Consider the following 15,663-nt stretch of genomic DNA (forward strand, 5'->3'; position numbering starts at 1 on the left):
TAAATCGCCGGGATGGGTTTGGGCCTAAATTAACATTCATCCAGGGATCTCCTCAACCCTTTCGAAAACGCCGACGATGCCCGGTTCATCGTCTGAAGTCGCGATGTGAATGATGCGCCATGGCGGGCGATTTTCGCCGGCGAGGGCCTCTGTTTTTTTCACCCATTCGGTCACACGGGGAATATTCGAAAAATAGGAAAACATGAAATTGTGAAGGGTATTTCTTTGGCATATGTTTAAAGTGTCAACTTAATCTTAAGGAACGATCATCATGTTTAAGCGTCGCACTCTCAAAACTGCACTTGCGGCGGTTATATCTCTTGCTGTCCTTGCGGCACCGGTTTATGCAAACCCAGGAAACGGAAATGGCGGTGGGCATGGCAATGGCAATGGCGGTGGTAACCACGGAAACAGCGGTAATCATGGCAACGGCGGAGACCATAGCAACAAGGGCCAGGGAAATGGGAAGTCCGATGTGGATCATGGCAATCGCAAGAACTATGGAAAACCAGACCATGTCGACTCCGATATCAGCTTCTCGCGGGCGCGCTCCCTGGCCGTAAATTATGGCCTGGTTGGCTATCAGGCGCTCCCTCCCGGTATTGCTAAGAATTTAGTCCGCGGCAAGCCATTGCCTCCGGGGATTGCGAAGAAAACGCTCCCGGCATCCATGATTCATGATTTGCCCTATTATCCTGGATATGAATGGCGTGCGGTTGGCGATGATTTGGTGCTGGTCGCATTAAGTACCGCCATTGTCACAGCCATTATTAATGGTGTTTTTGACTAGTAATACAGCGCTTATTCTGAGGCCCCGCAAATGCGGGGCTTTTTTATGGCAAAAATGCAGGATCAGGCAGGGCTGAAACGCAGTGATGGAATTTTATAAGGCCCTGGATTCTGCCTCCGGAAGAATAATGTATTCTTTCGCCGCACGGGCAAAATGGATAATGGTAGATTTCACCTATAATAGTAGTGATGACGGTGATTATATTACGGGGGATGACGATGATTTATTTACGGAATTCTGTCACAGGAAAAGTTATGACGCAGGAAGAGTGGCAGCAATCCTTAAGCGAGTGGGAGGATGAGGGCGGCTCACCTTCGCCAACAGGCGAGTTCGTTGAGGTTGTGAGAGACAGCAACGGAAACTGGGTGGAGAAAAAAAATGACGGTGATTTGCCCGACAGCAGCTGAAAACCTCTGTGGCGACTTAACCACGCTTTCCGTCATGCCAGGTGGATAATGGCTGTGGTGGGATGCTTGTTTAAGCATGAAAGTTTGGTTAAATATTTCTTGCTTAAACAAGATGTTATGGTTAAATAATGGGTTTTTATCAACCGGTATGGTTCGCGTATTGCTTCCGGGCGGTTGACTTTCCCGCTACCGGATTCATGGCGATATCCCGGTAACGTCCGCCCTGGCGTAAAACAGCCAGTGTTCAGGGCCAGCGGGTTGGATCCGAGCGAGGAGCGGACATGCATGCTGTCCGCTGGCGGGCCACACTTTATTCTCTTAACCTGGTGTCGTCGTGGTAATTAAACGACGAACGCGGCAGATCAGGATTGCCGTGGCGATGAGAATTTTGCCGCAATCATTTCAGATGTGGGTTGTATTCCCCCCAGACTCCACTGCTCAGGTTCATATTCATCAATCCTCACCCATACCGAGCGGCGAAATTCAGGATCGCCGCGGCCTTCAATTTCCACGATCAGATCGGTCATGCGACGTAACAGCTCATTTTTTTGCTCCGGACTCATAATTCCTTTAATGGTTTGCACATTGACGAAAGGCATTGTATTCTCCATGAATATCTAGGTCTTAAAATCATACTCAGGTTAAAAGGTAAAACAAGAGATGTCAAAAGATAATTCACTGCCGTATTTGCTGCCTGAGCTGTGTGGGCTCGCGGCAGCCGCAGAACTGCTTGGCGATCAATGGGTTTTGTTGATTCTAAGAGAGGCTTTCTATGGTGTTACTCGCTTTGAAACGATACGTTGCCATACGAAGATAACGAAGCAGACCCTGGCGAACCGGTTAAAAAAAATGACAGACCTCGGCCTGCTTTGCAAAATCCCTTATCAAGAGGAAGGTACACGGGAACGCTACGAGTACGTTCTCACGCCAAAAGGGCGCAGCCTCGCACCGATCCTTTTTTCCCTGATGGCATGGGGGCATAAAAATATACTGCATGATGATCCCCATATTTCTTTAGTTGATAAAGCAAGTGGCGAAGCAGTATACGGAGCATTTGTCTCGGCCAGTGGCGAGGTTGTTGAGGCTAAAAATATACAGATAGTGGCTTGTAAAAGTTAATTTCACTAAGAAATAATTGATCAACACGCGCGTCAAGCGGCATCAGTACATCCTGATGAACGAACGAGTGGATCCGCAGAGTGATTTAATCAGTGCGTCGCATCCATCGGGTGCAGGCTATTTCATCCCGGTGCAATGCATCGGTAAAAAATCCCCTTGAGCAGGCACACTCAAGGGGAAAATACTTCATGACATGATTGCTGTGTGCGACTTTGCACGCTATCCATCATCCAGGAAAAATCCAGGTGTTTCCAGATGTTTCTGGTCCGAACAGTTCCCTGACGAAGTTGGTGAGTGCGAGGATGGCTTGTCTGTCCCGGCATAAAAGGGAGGGTGTCCGTTCCCGACGCTGGTGGAGCAAAATAACCCGCCAGGCTGAAAACGCGGGCGAAGATATTGGCTGCGGTCGGTGGCGTGAGAAACGCGGGTGTGACGGGGGGCTTTCAGGACGAGAAGCGGTTCTATGCGGGCGGCTCAATATAAGCGACTGAGCCGCAATAAACTCAAAAAATATTTTCCAGTAACGTAGCTTTCATCGTGGCTTCAAAGGGAATAATTTCCGCTTTAGCAATATTGAATTTTTGGAATGGATCCTGGCTAAGGCGGGCTTCCAGAGATTCAAGGCTGTCACATTTGGCGAGAATAACGCCGCCATTACGCGGAATGCGCCTTCCGGAGGTTAAAAATACACCATCGGAATAACCTTTCTTCAGCCACTCGACATGGTCTGGTAATTGCGAGTCAACGTCTTCTAGCGGTTTTATATAAGTCAGAACAACCACATAAATGATACTCATTTCAAAGTCCTTGTAAAAAGAAAGCCATAGAATGCTAGCACCAGAGAAGGTAAAGAAGAAGAATAACTTCCCGCCATCATCCGGGAAGCCTCGCTTATGTACACGTCGCTGATGGACAACATCAAGCGGAGCCGGTGTCGTAAACGCCAGTATTGCAAATTATGCTGCTCAACCGGCGTTGGCGAAGAGGGGATAGGGGATAGCCAGGAAAAAGGGTTGAGCAATCCTGAATTATCCCTCCAGACCAGAGCCGCTTCAGTCCGGAGATGACCAAACCCACGAGCGGCCCCTGTGATAAAGCAGGTTTTCGCTGCCATGATCATGTGTTAAATGTCATTCCTCTGTTTACCTGTCAGCGGGTCTGACTGAGAATAATGCGGTCGAATATACGGTCGCCCAGCCAGACGCGCATGCGGATAAGCAGCCGGGCAAACTTACCCGCCGCATACCGCGTACGCGGGTTACGGCTATAAACAGCGCGGGACACCACTTCCGCAATGACCTCCGGTTCGCTGCCTGTACCTTGTCCGTACGTTTTTTTTATCGACCTGGCCACCATTTTCACCTGGCGACCATAAGGTCCGTTGGCCGAACGTTTGACAATACTGTCGCTGGCAGCATCGCCGAAGCCGGTCTCTATTATCCCCGGTTCAACAATAACGACCTTGATCCCGAACTCAGCGACTTCCAGCCTGAGGCAGTCTGACCACCCTTCCAGCGCGTGTTTAGTTGCGTGGTACCAGGCCCCCAGAATGCTGTACATCTTTCCCCCCATGGAGGTGATATTGACAATATGCCCGGAGCGTCTGGCCCTCATTGCCGGGAGCAGCAACTGCGTGAGCCGCGCGGCACCGAACAGATTAACCTCAAACTGATAGCGCGCTTCGTCAAGACCGATCTCTTCTACGGGGCCATAGAGGCCAAAACCGGCATTGTTAACCAGTACATCAACACCGCCGGTCTGGGCCAGAATGGTGGCCACGCCGGACACCATCTCCTCATCGACAGAAATATCCATCCGCAGCGACTGTGCGCCAAGACTGACCAGATCCGTCATTTTTTCGACATGACGGGCGGCAGCGTACACCTGATAGCCATCCTGAATCAGACGACGGGCAATGGCCTTACCCATACCGGACGAAGCGCCGGTGACCAGCGCGGTTTTCTTTTCCTGAGTAAACATAGGCACCTCAATCAATGAACGGCGTCCAGTTTGCCTGAACCGATGCCTTATCTATCTTGTGTTACGCGCCAGAACGCTTGCTAAAGGCGCCACACGTAACAACATGGAAAGTGCTGACATCAGATACCGCGCGCCCATGGCAGTATATCGCCGGCGATCACCACATCAGCCCCCAGCGCGCTCACGCCGCTATCGTCACGCTGACCCACTTCCCGGTTTGATCAACTGGTCAGAAGACAGAACAACAACCCCCTTACTGACGGGGACCTTTTGCGCCAGCGCCCGGGCAACAGCCAGAGCCCTTACGGGTTTGTAAGCCCCGGGAAGGACGGGAGACAACAGCCGGGCTATTGGTATGGAAATAATTTCACCGAGGCGAACTGGCTGTCCCAGCCCGGAACGAGAGTCAAGCAACAAAGAGGGGCGTGCAATGACCAGCGTGGTTAACGGCAAGGCTCTGAGCGCCTCCTCCAGCTCTCCCTTAACCCGGGTATAAAACATTGATGACCTGGCATTCGCTCCGCCAGCGCTGACCAGCCCGATACGGCTGACCCCAGCCCGTATCGCTGCCTGCGCAACGGCCAGATTAGCGTCAAAATCCACCGCCCGGAACGCCTCTTTACTGCCTGCAATTTTTATTGTTGTGCCCAGTACAAGGTAGGCCTCATCGGCAGGAGGAAGCTGTGGCAGGGATGTAAAATCAACCACATGGACCTGCAATTTGGGATTGCTGACGCTGAGTGGTTTACGGCTCAGGGCGTGGATGCAGGACACTCCCGGGTCATTCAGCAGAAGCTGCAGCAACTGCCCGCCTACCAGGCCCGAGGCACCTGCAAGTAATACAACGCGATGTTTTTCAGAGCTTGTCATGACGTTCTCTTTTAACCAGGGTGCCTGACTGCCCGGACCGTTTCAGGGGTCTGGCCTGTCCAGGTCATAAAGGCGCGATAAAATGAATTGGGGTCTTCAAAACCAAGTAAGAATGCGATTTCATAACCGGGCAGACGGGTGTTGCACAGATAGTGGCGGGCCAGATTTTCGCGGCAGGTGTTGATGAGGGCGCGGAAATTCTCCCCCTCATCCTCAAGCCTGCGCTGCAGTGTGCGTTTACTCATCCCCAGGCGCTCTGCGGTTTTTTCAAGGGTGGCTTCGTTACCCGGCAACAGCTCCAGAAGTACCGCATGCACGCGTTCAGCGGTTGACGCCGTTGCATCCAGCTGGCTGAGACGGCGTCGCAGCTCAGGTTCAAAGACCTGCCACATCCCTTCATTTACCGTCAAAAAAGGCCGCAGAGCATCCGTGGCGGCAAAGCGGATAGCCGGCTTTTCGCCGTGCGAGATGGCTGTACCGAAGAAGTGGGTAAAGTGGCCCGCCTGCGCAGCCATGGGAGGCTGCGGGAGCAGGACGTTTAATGCCCTGACCGGTTCGCGTGTTGCAAGGCGTACCAGTCGCAGTAAAAACGCCAGTTCTGCGATCTGTAGAGAGACGGGGATGTCCGCGGCGGATAACCAGCGCGGTGAAACCGTCAGAATGCCGTTATGATCAACGGCCGTTTCCAGCACCATAGGGGCAATGAGCTGCTTATATCGGGCCAACCGCTGGACCGCCTGCATCATATCCGTGCTGCACAGCGCAGCGAAAAGCGGCGGATCAAACACTTCCGCAGAAACTTTGTCGACAAGGGGAAGGGGGAACGCGGGATGATTCATCCCGGCTTCAAGGGCATGCCACAAACGAATATATTCATCAGTATCAAGACCGCGCTCGGTCCTTGAAAACGTATCATCTGGCAAGCCAGCCCTGCGCAGTATGTCTTCAGGCGTCAGCCCGGCGTCTTTGAGCAGCGTTCTCCAGCCGATATTGAGAGAGAAGGTGCGGTTACGTGCCATACTCAGGTTCCTGCAGTAAATATTTTACAGCGCTAAAGCTAGCATCATATTCAGTTAAACCGGAATGCTACAGGCAAAATGCGCCATCATTACGGCCAGTCACGCCACCATCTATATTCGCCCGGGTAGGGCCAGCCATCGTCATGCACAGACACAGGGTCAGCAGCAGATCGGAAGACTCAGCGACGGCCGTGCGCCATGCCGCCGGGTGCTGCCGCGGTTCCCGCTCTTCTTTGGCAAGCTGCTTTCGCGGACCAACAGGGCCGACTTTGCCGACCGTAGACTGAAACCACCCGGCGTAGAAACTTCACATACTGTGTCGCCATCGAATCATGGACAGAAGAATTTCCTTGTTCAAAAAATAGGCTGCTATAATGATGAACAGTGTCAGCGCAATTAATATTCAATTAATATTTTTGTCATAAAAAAGCAACGAAAACGTTTGCGTAGGACGTCCTTGCGATGTCTAATATTTGCAGCCGTATTAATTGTATGGGTGTTAAAAATTATGAGTGTCGTTGAATTAGGCCTTGGCCTGCTGTGGATTGGCAGTGTAGTTGCTATCACTTTAGTAATGGACTATCGATTCAGACGTAAATATCGCTCGCACCTCTAGCCTCCAGTAAAACTTATAAATCAGTATCTTACAACACGTCGTTCAGCGTCGTTTTTGCTTTCCGTCGATATGACAGGGGTGTTCGCGAGAGGAACCTGCATCAGCACCCCTGTCACATCGTCGTAATACAAATGAAAACAAGAGGCCTGAGCGCTTTCCCTGGTCAGAGCACTGTTGCGAGCAAGAGTCGAGTCCCGGCGGTGAACCTGTTTACAGCACCTGTGCTGTGGGCTTGTTGTCCGTTTACTTTTGGTTAACCAATGTCAGGCGAAGGTTGAAGCAATATTTACCTTTTATCGGGTATTTTACAGAAAACGATAAAGGGGTCGTGTTGTGAAAAAAATAGGCGGCGCATTGTTCTTTGTCGGTTGTCTTGCGGCAAGCTCTGCGATGTATTACTACCTTTACACGCAATTTAAAGCCGTTCACGAGCATCCAGAGCAGCAGAGAGTCACAGATGAGAACCTGGATAACTGTGCTGGCGTTTTTTATGTGTCTTCTGGCCGGGATAACTCTGTATTACAGCATCCTTAAGGATTTTCTGACAGATATTCAATTCGTTGCATAACATGAATCCTTAAGAGCCTGTTTTGTATCTCCAGATACAGGTGTCGAAAGTTGGCGGAAAAATAAATGTCCGGAGTTAAACGATGTGCGGGGTGCATAAGACTGGTCAGCAACGGTTGGTTGCAATCAGGAACGCAGGCTAAACGGCAGAAACCAGGTAACACGATGATCGGGAAGCCAAAAGCGGAACGCCCCCTGGTGCAGTCAGCAGCAGGGGGCGGTTACGGGTGGGGATTATCGTCGTTCATCAGTCATCCCATTTGTGGCTTAGATACGCGGCAAGAAAACCAAAGAACAGAATTGTTCCCAGTACTGCCATGAATACATGCATATTTCCCAGCATGATTAACCTCCATTATTGATGAGTGTGCGCTAAGCGATCCTTATTGAACATAGTGTACGGTTGTTGCATAAAGAATAACCTGGTCAACTTAAACAAATAATTAACAAGAAAAATCTTTTCCGCGTGAAATCAAGCGTGCGGTGAATGATGAGCCTGTTACGATTTTACAACCGCAGCGGCAGAAAACTTCTTCCGGTATGCCGACGGGCTGATAGCGAACTGCTGACGAAAATGGTGACGCAGAGTACCGGCATCGGCGAACCCGCTAAGTTCGGCGATTTTATCGATGCTGATGCGGCTATGGGTCAGATGCTGCTGCGCGCGCTGCAACCGCTCATCCAGCAGCCAGCGGGCAGGGGTTTTGCCGGTCGCCGCCTGAAAACGGCGTAAAAACGTGCGGGGACTCATTCCCGCCTGCCGGGCCAGCGACGCCACGGTATGGCTGGCGGCGAGATGCTGATGCAGATAATCAAACACCAGCCCCAGGCGCTGGCTTTCCCGCGCCTGGGCGACGGGGCGGACCACCTGCTGCGCCTGCGCGCCGTCGCGGTGCGGAGAGACAACCAGCCGCCTGGCCACGGTATTGGCGGCGTCAATGCCGTAATCCTCGCGCACGAGGTGCAGACACAGGTCGATACCAGCGGCGCTGCCCGCGGAGGTCATGATGCCGTCAGAACCCACGTACAGCACATCGGCGACCACGTCGATCGACGGGAAGCGCTGGCGCAGGGTTTCCGTATATCGCCAGTGCGTTGTCGCCCTGCGGCCATTGAGCAACCCGGCCGCCGCGAGGACAAAGACGCCGGAGCAGATTGAGATAATCCGGCAACCGCGGGCATGGGCGGCGGCTAAGGCATCGCACAGCGCCGCCGGGACCGGCGCATCGATCCCGCGCCAGCCGGGGACCACGATAGTCTGCGCATCGTGAAGCAAATTCATCCCGCCGTCGGTCATCAGACGGATCCCGCCGGTAGCCCGCAGCTCACCGTCATCGATGGCGGCGACCGCGAACTGGTACCAGCGCTCGCCCATCTCCGGGCGAGGAAGACCAAAGATCTCCACCGCGATCCCAAACTCAAAGGTGCACAGGCCATCATAGGCCAGCACAACCACCCGGTGGCGCGACAAGGTCAGGGGAGGATTTGTCAGGATTTCAACGTTTTCTGTCATGGTTGCCGGCAGAGGTTCGGTGGGGGGATTCATTAAATTAGTGGTACCACAGACAAGGAGAATACGCCATGAGTGTTGTAACCGCTTTTCCCCCAGCCACCTCCGCCGACGCTGCCGCCTGGTTCCGGCATAAACTGAGTTTCGAAACCGACTGCGCGGATGTTTACAGCGCCATACGCAGCGGGGCGGGCGATTTTGTCCTGCTGCACGTCGTCGGCAGCGCGGAGACCTTTGCCCGGCGGCATCTGCCCGGGGCGCTGCATTTGCCGCATCGCCTGATCGATAGCGCCCGAATGAGCGCGTGGCCAGCTGAGACGCTGTTCGTCGTCTATTGCGCCGGCCCACACTGCAACGGCGCGGATATTGCCGCTCTCAAGCTGGCTGAACTCGGGCGTCCGGTCAAAATGATGCTCGGCGGCCTCACCGGCTGGCAGGACGAGGGGCTGCCTTTCGCCGACTGACTTTCGCGGCCGGTTTCCTGCCGGCAGCCGGCTGCAAAATGAATTTATTTCATGTCCGATGAAATTTTCTCGTTTGCCGCTGACGGCAGTGCATGACAGTATCTGGACATATAGCCATCCAGAAGTCTAAAATTCAAATAATGAACTATCACGGCAGGCAACTAATTGTGCTTACCGCTAAGGAGACACCATGCAACGTCAACAGGCCCCGTTCCGCGCAGATATCGTCGGCAGTTTTTTACGTCCGGATGCAATAAAAGTCGCGCGTCAGCAGCTTGCCGAAGGCGCCATAGATGCGCAGCAATTGCGCCAGATTGAAAATGATGCCATTCGCCAGTTGGTTCAGCAGCAGTGCGATTGCGGGCTGCACGTGGTGACCGACGGCGAATTTCGCCGCGCATGGTGGCACTTCGATTTCTTCGATGGGTTAGAAGGCGTTGAACGCTACGATGCCGACAAAGGGATCCAGTTCAACGGCGTGCAGACCAAAGCCCACGGCGTTCGGGTCATCGGCAAACTGGCGTTTGGCGATCATCCGATGCTGGAAGATTTTCGTTATCTGAAAAGCGTCAGCGGTGAAGCGCAGCCGAAGATGACCATTCCAAGCCCAAGCGTGCTCCATTTCCGCGGCGGGCGTAAAGATATCGACGCCACGGTTTACCCGGACCTCGCCGACTACTTCGACGATCTGGCGACCACCTGGCGCGATGCCATCCGCGCCTTCTATGATGCCGGCTGCCGCTATCTGCAGCTTGACGATACCGTCTGGGCCTATCTGTGCTCCGATGAACAGCGTCAGCAGGTACGCGATCGCGGCGAGGACCCGGATGAACTGGCGCGTATTTATGCCCGCGTTCTGAACCAGGCTCTGGAAGGCAAACCGGACGATTTGACCATCGGCCTGCACGTATGTCGCGGTAACTTCCGTTCCACCTGGATTTCCGAAGGCGGCTATGAGCCGGTCGCTGAGGTGCTGTTTGGCGGCGTCAACGTCGATGCGTTCTTCCTTGAGTACGATAATGACCGCTCCGGCGATTTCGCCCCGCTGCGCTTTATCCGTCCGGGCAAGCAGCAGGTGGTACTGGGATTAATCACCACCAAAAACGGCGAGCTGGAAAACCCGCAAGGAGTAAAAGCCCGTCTGCAGGAGGCTGCGCAGTATGTCGCGCTGCAGCAGATTTGCCTCAGCCCGCAGTGTGGCTTCGCCTCAACCGAAGAGGGGAACGCGCTGACGGAAGCTCAGCAGTGGGATAAAGTCCGCCTGGTCACCGGGATCGCCGCTCAGGTCTGGTAACCGCCCTTCATCGCGCAGCGTTGCACCGTTTTGAGGCAACGCTGCCGGTCCGTTTTACGCCCGCCGCGCCGCCGCGCGCTTTCCCGCCGCCAGATAACCTGGCACCGTTTTTGCCTTATCACTTCCGGCTAGTCGTTTATTCATTTTCGTTTTTGCGATTTTCAGGAGTGAATCATGCAGCGTCGAACATTATTAAAAGCTTTTGCACTCTCCGCCTCTACCGTTCTCATGGGCTACTCTTTCCAGGTTTATGCCGCCGACACGATTAAAGTCGGGATTATGCATTCGCTCTCCGGGACCATGGCGATTTCCGAAACGCCGTTGAAAGACGTGGCGCTGATGGCGATTGACGACATTAACGCCAAAGGCGGCGTGCTGGGGAAAAAGCTCGAGCCGGTGGTGGTCGATCCCGCCTCAAACTGGCCGCTGTTCGCGGAAAAAGCCCGCCAGCTGCTGACCCAGGACAAAGTGGCGGCGGTCTTTGGCTGCTGGACATCGGTGTCGCGCAAATCGGTGCTGCCGGTTTTTGAAGAGCTCAACGGTCTGCTGTTCTATCCGGTGCAGTACGAAGGCGAAGAGATGTCGCCAAACGTCTTCTATACCGGCGCAGCGCCGAATCAGCAGGCGATCCCGGCGGTGGAATATCTGCTGAGCGAAGATGGCGGCGGGGCGAAACGCTTCTTCCTGCTGGGCACCGATTACGTCTACCCGCGTACCACCAACAAAATTCTGCGCGCCTTCCTGCATGCAAAAGGGATCCAGGATAAAGACATCGAAGAGGTCTATACCCCGTTCGGTTACAGCGATTACCAGACTATCGTCGCCAATATCAAGAAATTCTCCGCCGGCGGCAAAACGGCGGTGGTGTCAACCATCAACGGCGACTCCAACGTCCCGTTTTATAAAGAGCTGGCAAACCAGGGTCTGAAAGCGACCGATGTGCCGGTGGTGGCCTTCTCGGTGGGCGAAGAGGAGCTGCGCGGGATTGATACCAAACCGCTGGTGGGGAACCTGGCGGCGTGGAACTACTTTGAGTCGCTTGATAACCCGACCAACAAACAGTTTGTGGCGGATTACCGCGCCTATGCCAAAGCCCACAAGCTGCCAAACGCCGACACCGTGGTGACTAACGATCCGATGGAAGCCACCTGGGTTGGGCTGCACATGTGGGCCCAGGCGGTCACCAAAGCGGGGACCACCAATGTCGATAAGGTACGGGCAGCGATGGCTGGCCAGACCTTCAACGCGCCATCAGGATTTACTCTGACCATGGATGCGACCAATCACCATCTGCACAAACCGGTGATGATTGGCGAAATCGAAAGCAACGGTCAGTTCAATGTCGTCTGGCAGACCGATAAGCCGGTACGCGCTCAGCCGTGGAGCCCGTGGATCGCTGGCAACGATAAGAAACCCGATCATCCGGTAAAAACCGCCGCGAATTAAGCGCCTCTCACGCGGGCGCGAACGCTTTGCCGGGGCGACATCTGTAGCCCCGGTCAGCGCCAGCGCCGCCGGGGATGTCCCGGACTCCCGTGCTACCCTCGTTAGCGTTAACGGGGAAATGACCCAAGGAGATACTCATGAGCACATGGCGCATAGTGGGGTATTACCTCGCGCTACTGGTGATGATCGCGCCGTGGCAGGCGCAGGCAGCGGATGCGGATGATTTTGTGGCGGCCAACCGCACCCAGCAGGCGCGCCTGCTGGAACAGTGGGCCGCCGCGCCGGACGCACAGCGGCTGCCGCTGCTGCGGGCGTTGAAAGCGGAAACCCTGGTGGCGGACGAGAGCGGCCACGCCTTCAGCCAGCAGCAGGCGCTGGGGGCTACGCCCACGCCACAAGGGGCGATAAAACCGGTTCGCCTCACCAATCGCCTGCGTAACCTGGTCGCCGGGGCGCTGGCTACGCATCTGCTGGTCAGTGACAGTGTCACGGAAAGGGCCGCTGCCGCCAGAACGTTGCAGCGGGAAGCGACGGCGGAAATGGCCGGGCTGTTACAACAACGGCTGGCGGTTGAAACTGATGAAGGCGTTAAAGCGCAGCTGGAAATTGCGCTGGCCCGTTTGCAGCTTGCCAGCCCCGACAGCGCCAGTCGGCTGGCCGCCGTTGAACGGCTCGGCCACTCCGTGGATCCGGATACCCAGGCCCTGCTGATTCCGTATACCGATCTGCAACATGAGCCGGACGCTCGCGTGCGCGATGCGGCGGCAAACAGCCTGAGCCAGATTAAACAGCGTCTGCTGCTCGGCGATATTCTCGGCCAGGCGTTTATGGGGCTGTCGCTGGGGTCGGTTTTGCTGCTGGCGGCGCTGGGGCTGGCCATCACCTACGGGCTGCTGGGCGTCATCAATATGGCGCATGGCGAGATGCTGATGATTGGCGCCTACAGTTGCTGGCTGGTGCAGCAGGCGCTGGCTCAACTGGCGCCGCAGTGGCTGGCTTTTTATCCGCTGATCGCGCTGCCGGTCGCCTTCCTGATAACCGGCGGCATCGGCATGGCGCTGGAACGTACCATCATTCGTCATCTCTATGGTCGCCCGCTGGAGACGCTGCTGGCCACCTGGGGGATTAGCCTGATGCTGATCCAACTGGTGCGCATGCTGTTCGGCGCCCAGAACCTGGAAGTGGCCAACCCGGCCTGGCTCTCCGGCGGCTTGCAGGTTCTGCCGAACCTGATCCTGCCGTGGAACCGCCTGGCGGTGCTCGGCTTTGTGCTGCTGGTGCTGTTCTTCACCTGGTTAATTCTCAATAAAACGCGCTTAGGCATGAACGTGCGGGCGGTGACCCAAAACCGGGCGATGGCCGCCTGCTGCGGTGTGCCGACCGGGCGAGTGGATATGCTGGCGTTTGGTCTCGGTTCGGGTATCGCCGGACTGGGGGGCGTGGCGCTGTCGCAGCTGGGTAACGTCGGTCCGGAGCTGGGTCAGGGCTATATCATCGATTCATTCCTGGTGGTGGTGCTTGGCGGCGTCGGCCAGCTGGCGGGAAGCGTGGTGGCGGCTTTTGGCCTGGGGATCTTCAACAAAATCCTCGAACCGCAGCTCGGGGCGGTGCTGGGTAAGATCCTGATTCTGGTGCTGATCATTCTGTTTATTCAGAAACGTCCGCAGGGGCTGTTTGCCTTGAAAGGGAGGGTAATTGACTGATGAGCCAACCTATTACTTTGACGCTGGCGCGCAAAGCGCCGCGACCGCTGCAGTGGCTCGGCGGATTGCTGGTGCTCGGGCTACTGAGCATGCCCTTTTTAGCGCTGCTGCCGCAGTCGCATCCGCTGGCGGTCTCCACCTGGCTGCTGACCCTGACCGGTAAAATCCTCTGTTACGCCATTGTCGCCGTGGCGCTGGATCTGGTCTGGGGCTACGCCGGTATGCTGTCGCTGGGCCACGGCATCTTTTTCGCCCTCGGCGGCTATGCGATGGGCATGTATCTGATGCGTCAGGCGGCGGGCGACGGTCTGCCGGCGTTCATGTCTTTTCTGTCATGGAGCGAGCTGCCGTGGTTCTGGTGGGGCACTCAGCATTTTGCCTGGGCGATGCTGCTGGTGGTGCTGGTTCCGGGCCTGCTGGCGCTGGTCTTCGGCTGGTTTGCTTTCCGCTCTAAAATCAAAGGTGTCTACTTCTCAATCATGACCCAGGCGTTGACCTACGCCGGCATGCTGCTCTTTTTCCGCAACGAGACCGGTTTTGGCGGCAACAACGGTTTTACCGGATTCACCACGCTGCTGGGTTATTCCGTGACCGCGACCAGCACGCGGGCCGCGCTGTTTATGGTCACGGTTTTACTGCTGCTGCTGACCTTAGGAATCGGCTATCTGCTGGCGCAGAGCAAATTCGGCCGGATCCTGACGGCGGTGCGTGATGCGGAAAACCGGCTGATGTTCTGCGGATACGATCCGCGCGGATTTAAGCTGCTGGTATGGACGCTCTCGGCGGTGCTGTGTGGCCTGGCGGGCGCGCTGTACGTGCCTCAGGTGGGGATTATTAACCCCAGCGAAATGTCACCGACCAACTCTATTGAAGCGGCTATTTGGGTCGCGCTTGGCGGGCGCGGCACCTTAATTGGCCCGGTGCTTGGCGCCGGGCTGGTGAACGGCGCGAAAAGCCTGTTCACCGTCACTATGCCGGAATACTGGCAACTGTTTCTTGGCCTGATATTTATCATCGTGACCCTGTTTTTACCTCGCGGGGTGATTGGCCTGCTACGTAAAGGAGACCGCTGATGCAACCGGATGAAGGCCTTTTTACCCGCCAGCAGCCCACGGACCGCTTTCGCGAGCAGACCGACCCGGTGCTTGAGCTGGAGAACATCAACGTCAATTTTGATGGTTTTCAGGCGCTGACGGATCTCTCGTTGCAGATTGGCGTGGGCGAACTGCGCTGCATTATCGGGCCGAACGGCGCCGGAAAAACGACGCTGATGGATGTGATTACCGGCAAAACCCGGCCACAGAGCGGCAGGGCGCGGTATGACCAGTCGATCGACCTGCTCGGACTTGACCCTATCGCTATCGCCCGCCAGGGGATCGGCCGTAAGTTTCAGAAACCGACGGTGTTTGAGGCGCTGACCGTCGCCGAAAACCTTGAGCTGGCGCTGAAAGGCGATAAGTCGGTCTGGGCCAGCCTGCGGGCGCGGCTGAACGGCGAGCAGGAGGACCGCATCAGCGACATTCTGCGCCTGCTGCGTCTTGATGGCGAACGCGCGCGTCCGGCAGGGCTGCTTTCGCACGGACAAAAACAGTTTCTCGAGATTGGCATGCTGCTGGTCCAGGAGCCGCATCTGTTGCTGCTGGATGAGCCCGCCGCCGGGATGACCGATGCTGAAACCGAGTACACCGCCGAGCTGTTTCGTACCCTCGCCGGGCAACATTCCCTGATGGTGGTGGAGCACGATATGGGGTTTGTCGAAACTATCGCTGACCGGGTCACGGTGTTGCATCAGGGCCAGGTGCTGGCGGAGGGCTCGCTGCGCGAGGTGCAGGCGAATGAGCAGGTGATTGAAGTGTATCTCGGTCGTTAAGGAGAGCG

Annotated in this window: 17 protein-coding genes; 10 read left to right on the forward strand and 7 right to left on the reverse strand. The window is 55.6% G+C overall.

Features of this window, described 5'->3' with window-relative positions:
* Positions 1-271 precede the first annotated feature (271 nt).
* Together Electrica_RS11820 and Electrica_RS28420 are read left to right on the forward strand one after the other, a co-directional pair.
* Positions 272-790, forward strand: coding sequence for an anti-virulence regulator CigR family protein (locus Electrica_RS11820; protein ID WP_141964545.1), 519 nt, complete (start codon positions 272-274; stop codon positions 788-790).
* A gap of 254 nt (positions 791-1,044) precedes the next feature.
* Positions 1,045-1,197: a hypothetical protein gene (locus Electrica_RS28420; protein WP_165457201.1), complete on the forward strand. Its 153-nt coding sequence runs from the start codon at positions 1,045-1,047 to the stop codon at positions 1,195-1,197.
* Between the two features lie 362 nt (positions 1,198-1,559).
* Here the strand turns inward: Electrica_RS28420 and Electrica_RS11825 are convergent, their stop codons facing one another.
* Positions 1,560-1,796, reverse strand: a complete 237-nt coding sequence (locus tag Electrica_RS11825; RefSeq protein WP_100683802.1) for a tautomerase family protein — start codon at positions 1,794-1,796, stop codon at positions 1,560-1,562.
* A 61-nt stretch (positions 1,797-1,857) separates the two neighbouring features.
* On the opposite strand from Electrica_RS11825, the gene Electrica_RS11830 reads away from it, so the two are divergent.
* The gene (locus Electrica_RS11830; RefSeq protein ID WP_141964546.1) at positions 1,858-2,316 is read left to right on the forward strand and encodes a winged helix-turn-helix transcriptional regulator; all 459 of its coding nucleotides are present in this window, start codon (positions 1,858-1,860) and stop codon (positions 2,314-2,316) included.
* A 503-nt stretch (positions 2,317-2,819) separates the two neighbouring features.
* Here the strand turns inward: Electrica_RS11830 and Electrica_RS11835 are convergent.
* From Electrica_RS11835 to Electrica_RS11850, 4 genes are all read right to left on the reverse strand, one after another.
* Positions 2,820-3,113, reverse strand: a complete 294-nt coding sequence (locus tag Electrica_RS11835) for a YciI family protein (protein WP_100683800.1) — start codon at positions 3,111-3,113, stop codon at positions 2,820-2,822.
* A gap of 352 nt (positions 3,114-3,465) precedes the next feature.
* Positions 3,466-4,296 (reverse strand): oxidoreductase, encoded by an 831-nt coding sequence (locus tag Electrica_RS11840; RefSeq protein ID WP_141964547.1) that lies wholly within the window; start codon positions 4,294-4,296, stop codon positions 3,466-3,468.
* Between the two features lie 195 nt (positions 4,297-4,491).
* Positions 4,492-5,166 carry an NAD(P)H-binding protein gene (locus Electrica_RS11845; protein ID WP_141964548.1) on the reverse strand — a complete coding sequence of 225 codons (675 nt, stop codon included), beginning with the start codon at positions 5,164-5,166 and terminating at the stop codon, positions 4,492-4,494.
* Positions 5,167-5,177: 11 nt separating this feature from the next.
* Complete coding sequence (locus Electrica_RS11850) at positions 5,178-6,185, reverse strand: AraC family transcriptional regulator (RefSeq protein WP_141964549.1); 1,008 nt, start codon at positions 6,183-6,185, stop codon at positions 5,178-5,180.
* Positions 6,186-7,134: 949 nt separating this feature from the next.
* Between Electrica_RS11850 and Electrica_RS11855 the strand changes: the two genes are divergently transcribed.
* A complete protein-coding gene (locus Electrica_RS11855; RefSeq protein WP_141964550.1) occupies positions 7,135-7,335 on the forward strand; it encodes a hypothetical protein in 201 nt (66 codons plus the stop codon).
* A 280-nt stretch (positions 7,336-7,615) separates the two neighbouring features.
* Here Electrica_RS11855 and mgtS read toward each other — a convergent pair whose 3' ends face one another.
* Together mgtS and ftrA are read right to left on the reverse strand one after the other, a co-directional pair.
* Positions 7,616-7,711, reverse strand: coding sequence for a protein MgtS (gene mgtS / locus Electrica_RS11860; RefSeq protein ID WP_004102377.1), 96 nt, complete (start codon positions 7,709-7,711; stop codon positions 7,616-7,618).
* A gap of 156 nt (positions 7,712-7,867) precedes the next feature.
* Positions 7,868-8,881: a transcriptional regulator FtrA gene (gene ftrA / locus Electrica_RS11865; RefSeq protein WP_141964551.1), complete on the reverse strand. Its 1,014-nt coding sequence runs from the start codon at positions 8,879-8,881 to the stop codon at positions 7,868-7,870.
* A gap of 68 nt (positions 8,882-8,949) precedes the next feature.
* On the opposite strand from ftrA, the gene Electrica_RS11870 reads away from it, so the two are divergent.
* From Electrica_RS11870 to urtD, 6 genes are all read left to right on the forward strand, one after another.
* The gene (locus Electrica_RS11870) at positions 8,950-9,342 is read left to right on the forward strand and encodes a rhodanese-like domain-containing protein (RefSeq protein ID WP_141964552.1); all 393 of its coding nucleotides are present in this window, start codon (positions 8,950-8,952) and stop codon (positions 9,340-9,342) included.
* A 190-nt stretch (positions 9,343-9,532) separates the two neighbouring features.
* Positions 9,533-10,636, forward strand: a complete 1,104-nt coding sequence (locus Electrica_RS11875) for a cobalamin-independent methionine synthase II family protein (protein WP_100683797.1) — start codon at positions 9,533-9,535, stop codon at positions 10,634-10,636.
* A gap of 174 nt (positions 10,637-10,810) precedes the next feature.
* Positions 10,811-12,082: an urea ABC transporter substrate-binding protein gene (gene urtA, locus Electrica_RS11880; RefSeq protein ID WP_100683796.1), complete on the forward strand. Its 1,272-nt coding sequence runs from the start codon at positions 10,811-10,813 to the stop codon at positions 12,080-12,082.
* A gap of 137 nt (positions 12,083-12,219) precedes the next feature.
* Positions 12,220-13,785 carry an urea ABC transporter permease subunit UrtB gene (urtB, locus tag Electrica_RS11885; protein ID WP_141964553.1) on the forward strand — a complete coding sequence of 522 codons (1,566 nt, stop codon included), beginning with the start codon at positions 12,220-12,222 and terminating at the stop codon, positions 13,783-13,785.
* Positions 13,785-14,858, forward strand: a complete 1,074-nt coding sequence (urtC, locus tag Electrica_RS11890) for an urea ABC transporter permease subunit UrtC (protein WP_100683794.1) — start codon at positions 13,785-13,787, stop codon at positions 14,856-14,858. The genes urtB and urtC overlap by 1 nt, the downstream gene beginning before the upstream one ends.
* A complete protein-coding gene (gene urtD / locus Electrica_RS11895) occupies positions 14,858-15,655 on the forward strand; it encodes an urea ABC transporter ATP-binding protein UrtD (protein WP_100683793.1) in 798 nt (265 codons plus the stop codon). Before urtC ends, urtD begins: the two co-directional genes overlap by 1 nt.
* Positions 15,656-15,663 lie beyond the last annotated feature (8 nt).

The organism is Klebsiella electrica, from assembly GCF_006711645.1.
Lineage (GTDB): Bacteria > Pseudomonadota > Gammaproteobacteria > Enterobacterales > Enterobacteriaceae > Klebsiella > Klebsiella electrica.

Bases quoted from the DNA above. Each gene is read 5' to 3' on its own strand.
- Electrica_RS11820 (WP_141964545.1), top strand. From the start codon at position 272: ATGTTTAAGCGTCGCACTCTCAAAACTGCACTTGCGGCGGTTATATCT.
- Electrica_RS28420 (WP_165457201.1), top strand. From the start codon at position 1,045: ATGACGCAGGAAGAGTGGCAGCAATCCTTAAGCGAGTGGGAGGATGAG.
- Electrica_RS11825 (WP_100683802.1), bottom strand. From the start codon at position 1,796: ATGCCTTTCGTCAATGTGCAAACCATTAAAGGAATTATGAGTCCGGAG.
- Electrica_RS11830 (WP_141964546.1), top strand. From the start codon at position 1,858: ATGTCAAAAGATAATTCACTGCCGTATTTGCTGCCTGAGCTGTGTGGG.
- Electrica_RS11835 (WP_100683800.1), bottom strand. From the start codon at position 3,113: ATGAGTATCATTTATGTGGTTGTTCTGACTTATATAAAACCGCTAGAA.
- Electrica_RS11840 (WP_141964547.1), bottom strand. From the start codon at position 4,296: ATGTTTACTCAGGAAAAGAAAACCGCGCTGGTCACCGGCGCTTCGTCC.
- Electrica_RS11845 (WP_141964548.1), bottom strand. From the start codon at position 5,166: ATGACAAGCTCTGAAAAACATCGCGTTGTATTACTTGCAGGTGCCTCG.
- Electrica_RS11850 (WP_141964549.1), bottom strand. From the start codon at position 6,185: ATGGCACGTAACCGCACCTTCTCTCTCAATATCGGCTGGAGAACGCTG.
- mgtS (WP_004102377.1), bottom strand. From the start codon at position 7,711: ATGCTGGGAAATATGCATGTATTCATGGCAGTACTGGGAACAATTCTG.
- ftrA (WP_141964551.1), bottom strand. From the start codon at position 8,881: ATGACAGAAAACGTTGAAATCCTGACAAATCCTCCCCTGACCTTGTCG.
- Electrica_RS11870 (WP_141964552.1), top strand. From the start codon at position 8,950: ATGAGTGTTGTAACCGCTTTTCCCCCAGCCACCTCCGCCGACGCTGCC.
- Electrica_RS11875 (WP_100683797.1), top strand. From the start codon at position 9,533: ATGCAACGTCAACAGGCCCCGTTCCGCGCAGATATCGTCGGCAGTTTT.
- urtA (WP_100683796.1), top strand. From the start codon at position 10,811: ATGCAGCGTCGAACATTATTAAAAGCTTTTGCACTCTCCGCCTCTACC.
- urtB (WP_141964553.1), top strand. From the start codon at position 12,220: ATGAGCACATGGCGCATAGTGGGGTATTACCTCGCGCTACTGGTGATG.
- urtC (WP_100683794.1), top strand. From the start codon at position 13,785: ATGAGCCAACCTATTACTTTGACGCTGGCGCGCAAAGCGCCGCGACCG.
- urtD (WP_100683793.1), top strand. From the start codon at position 14,858: ATGCAACCGGATGAAGGCCTTTTTACCCGCCAGCAGCCCACGGACCGC.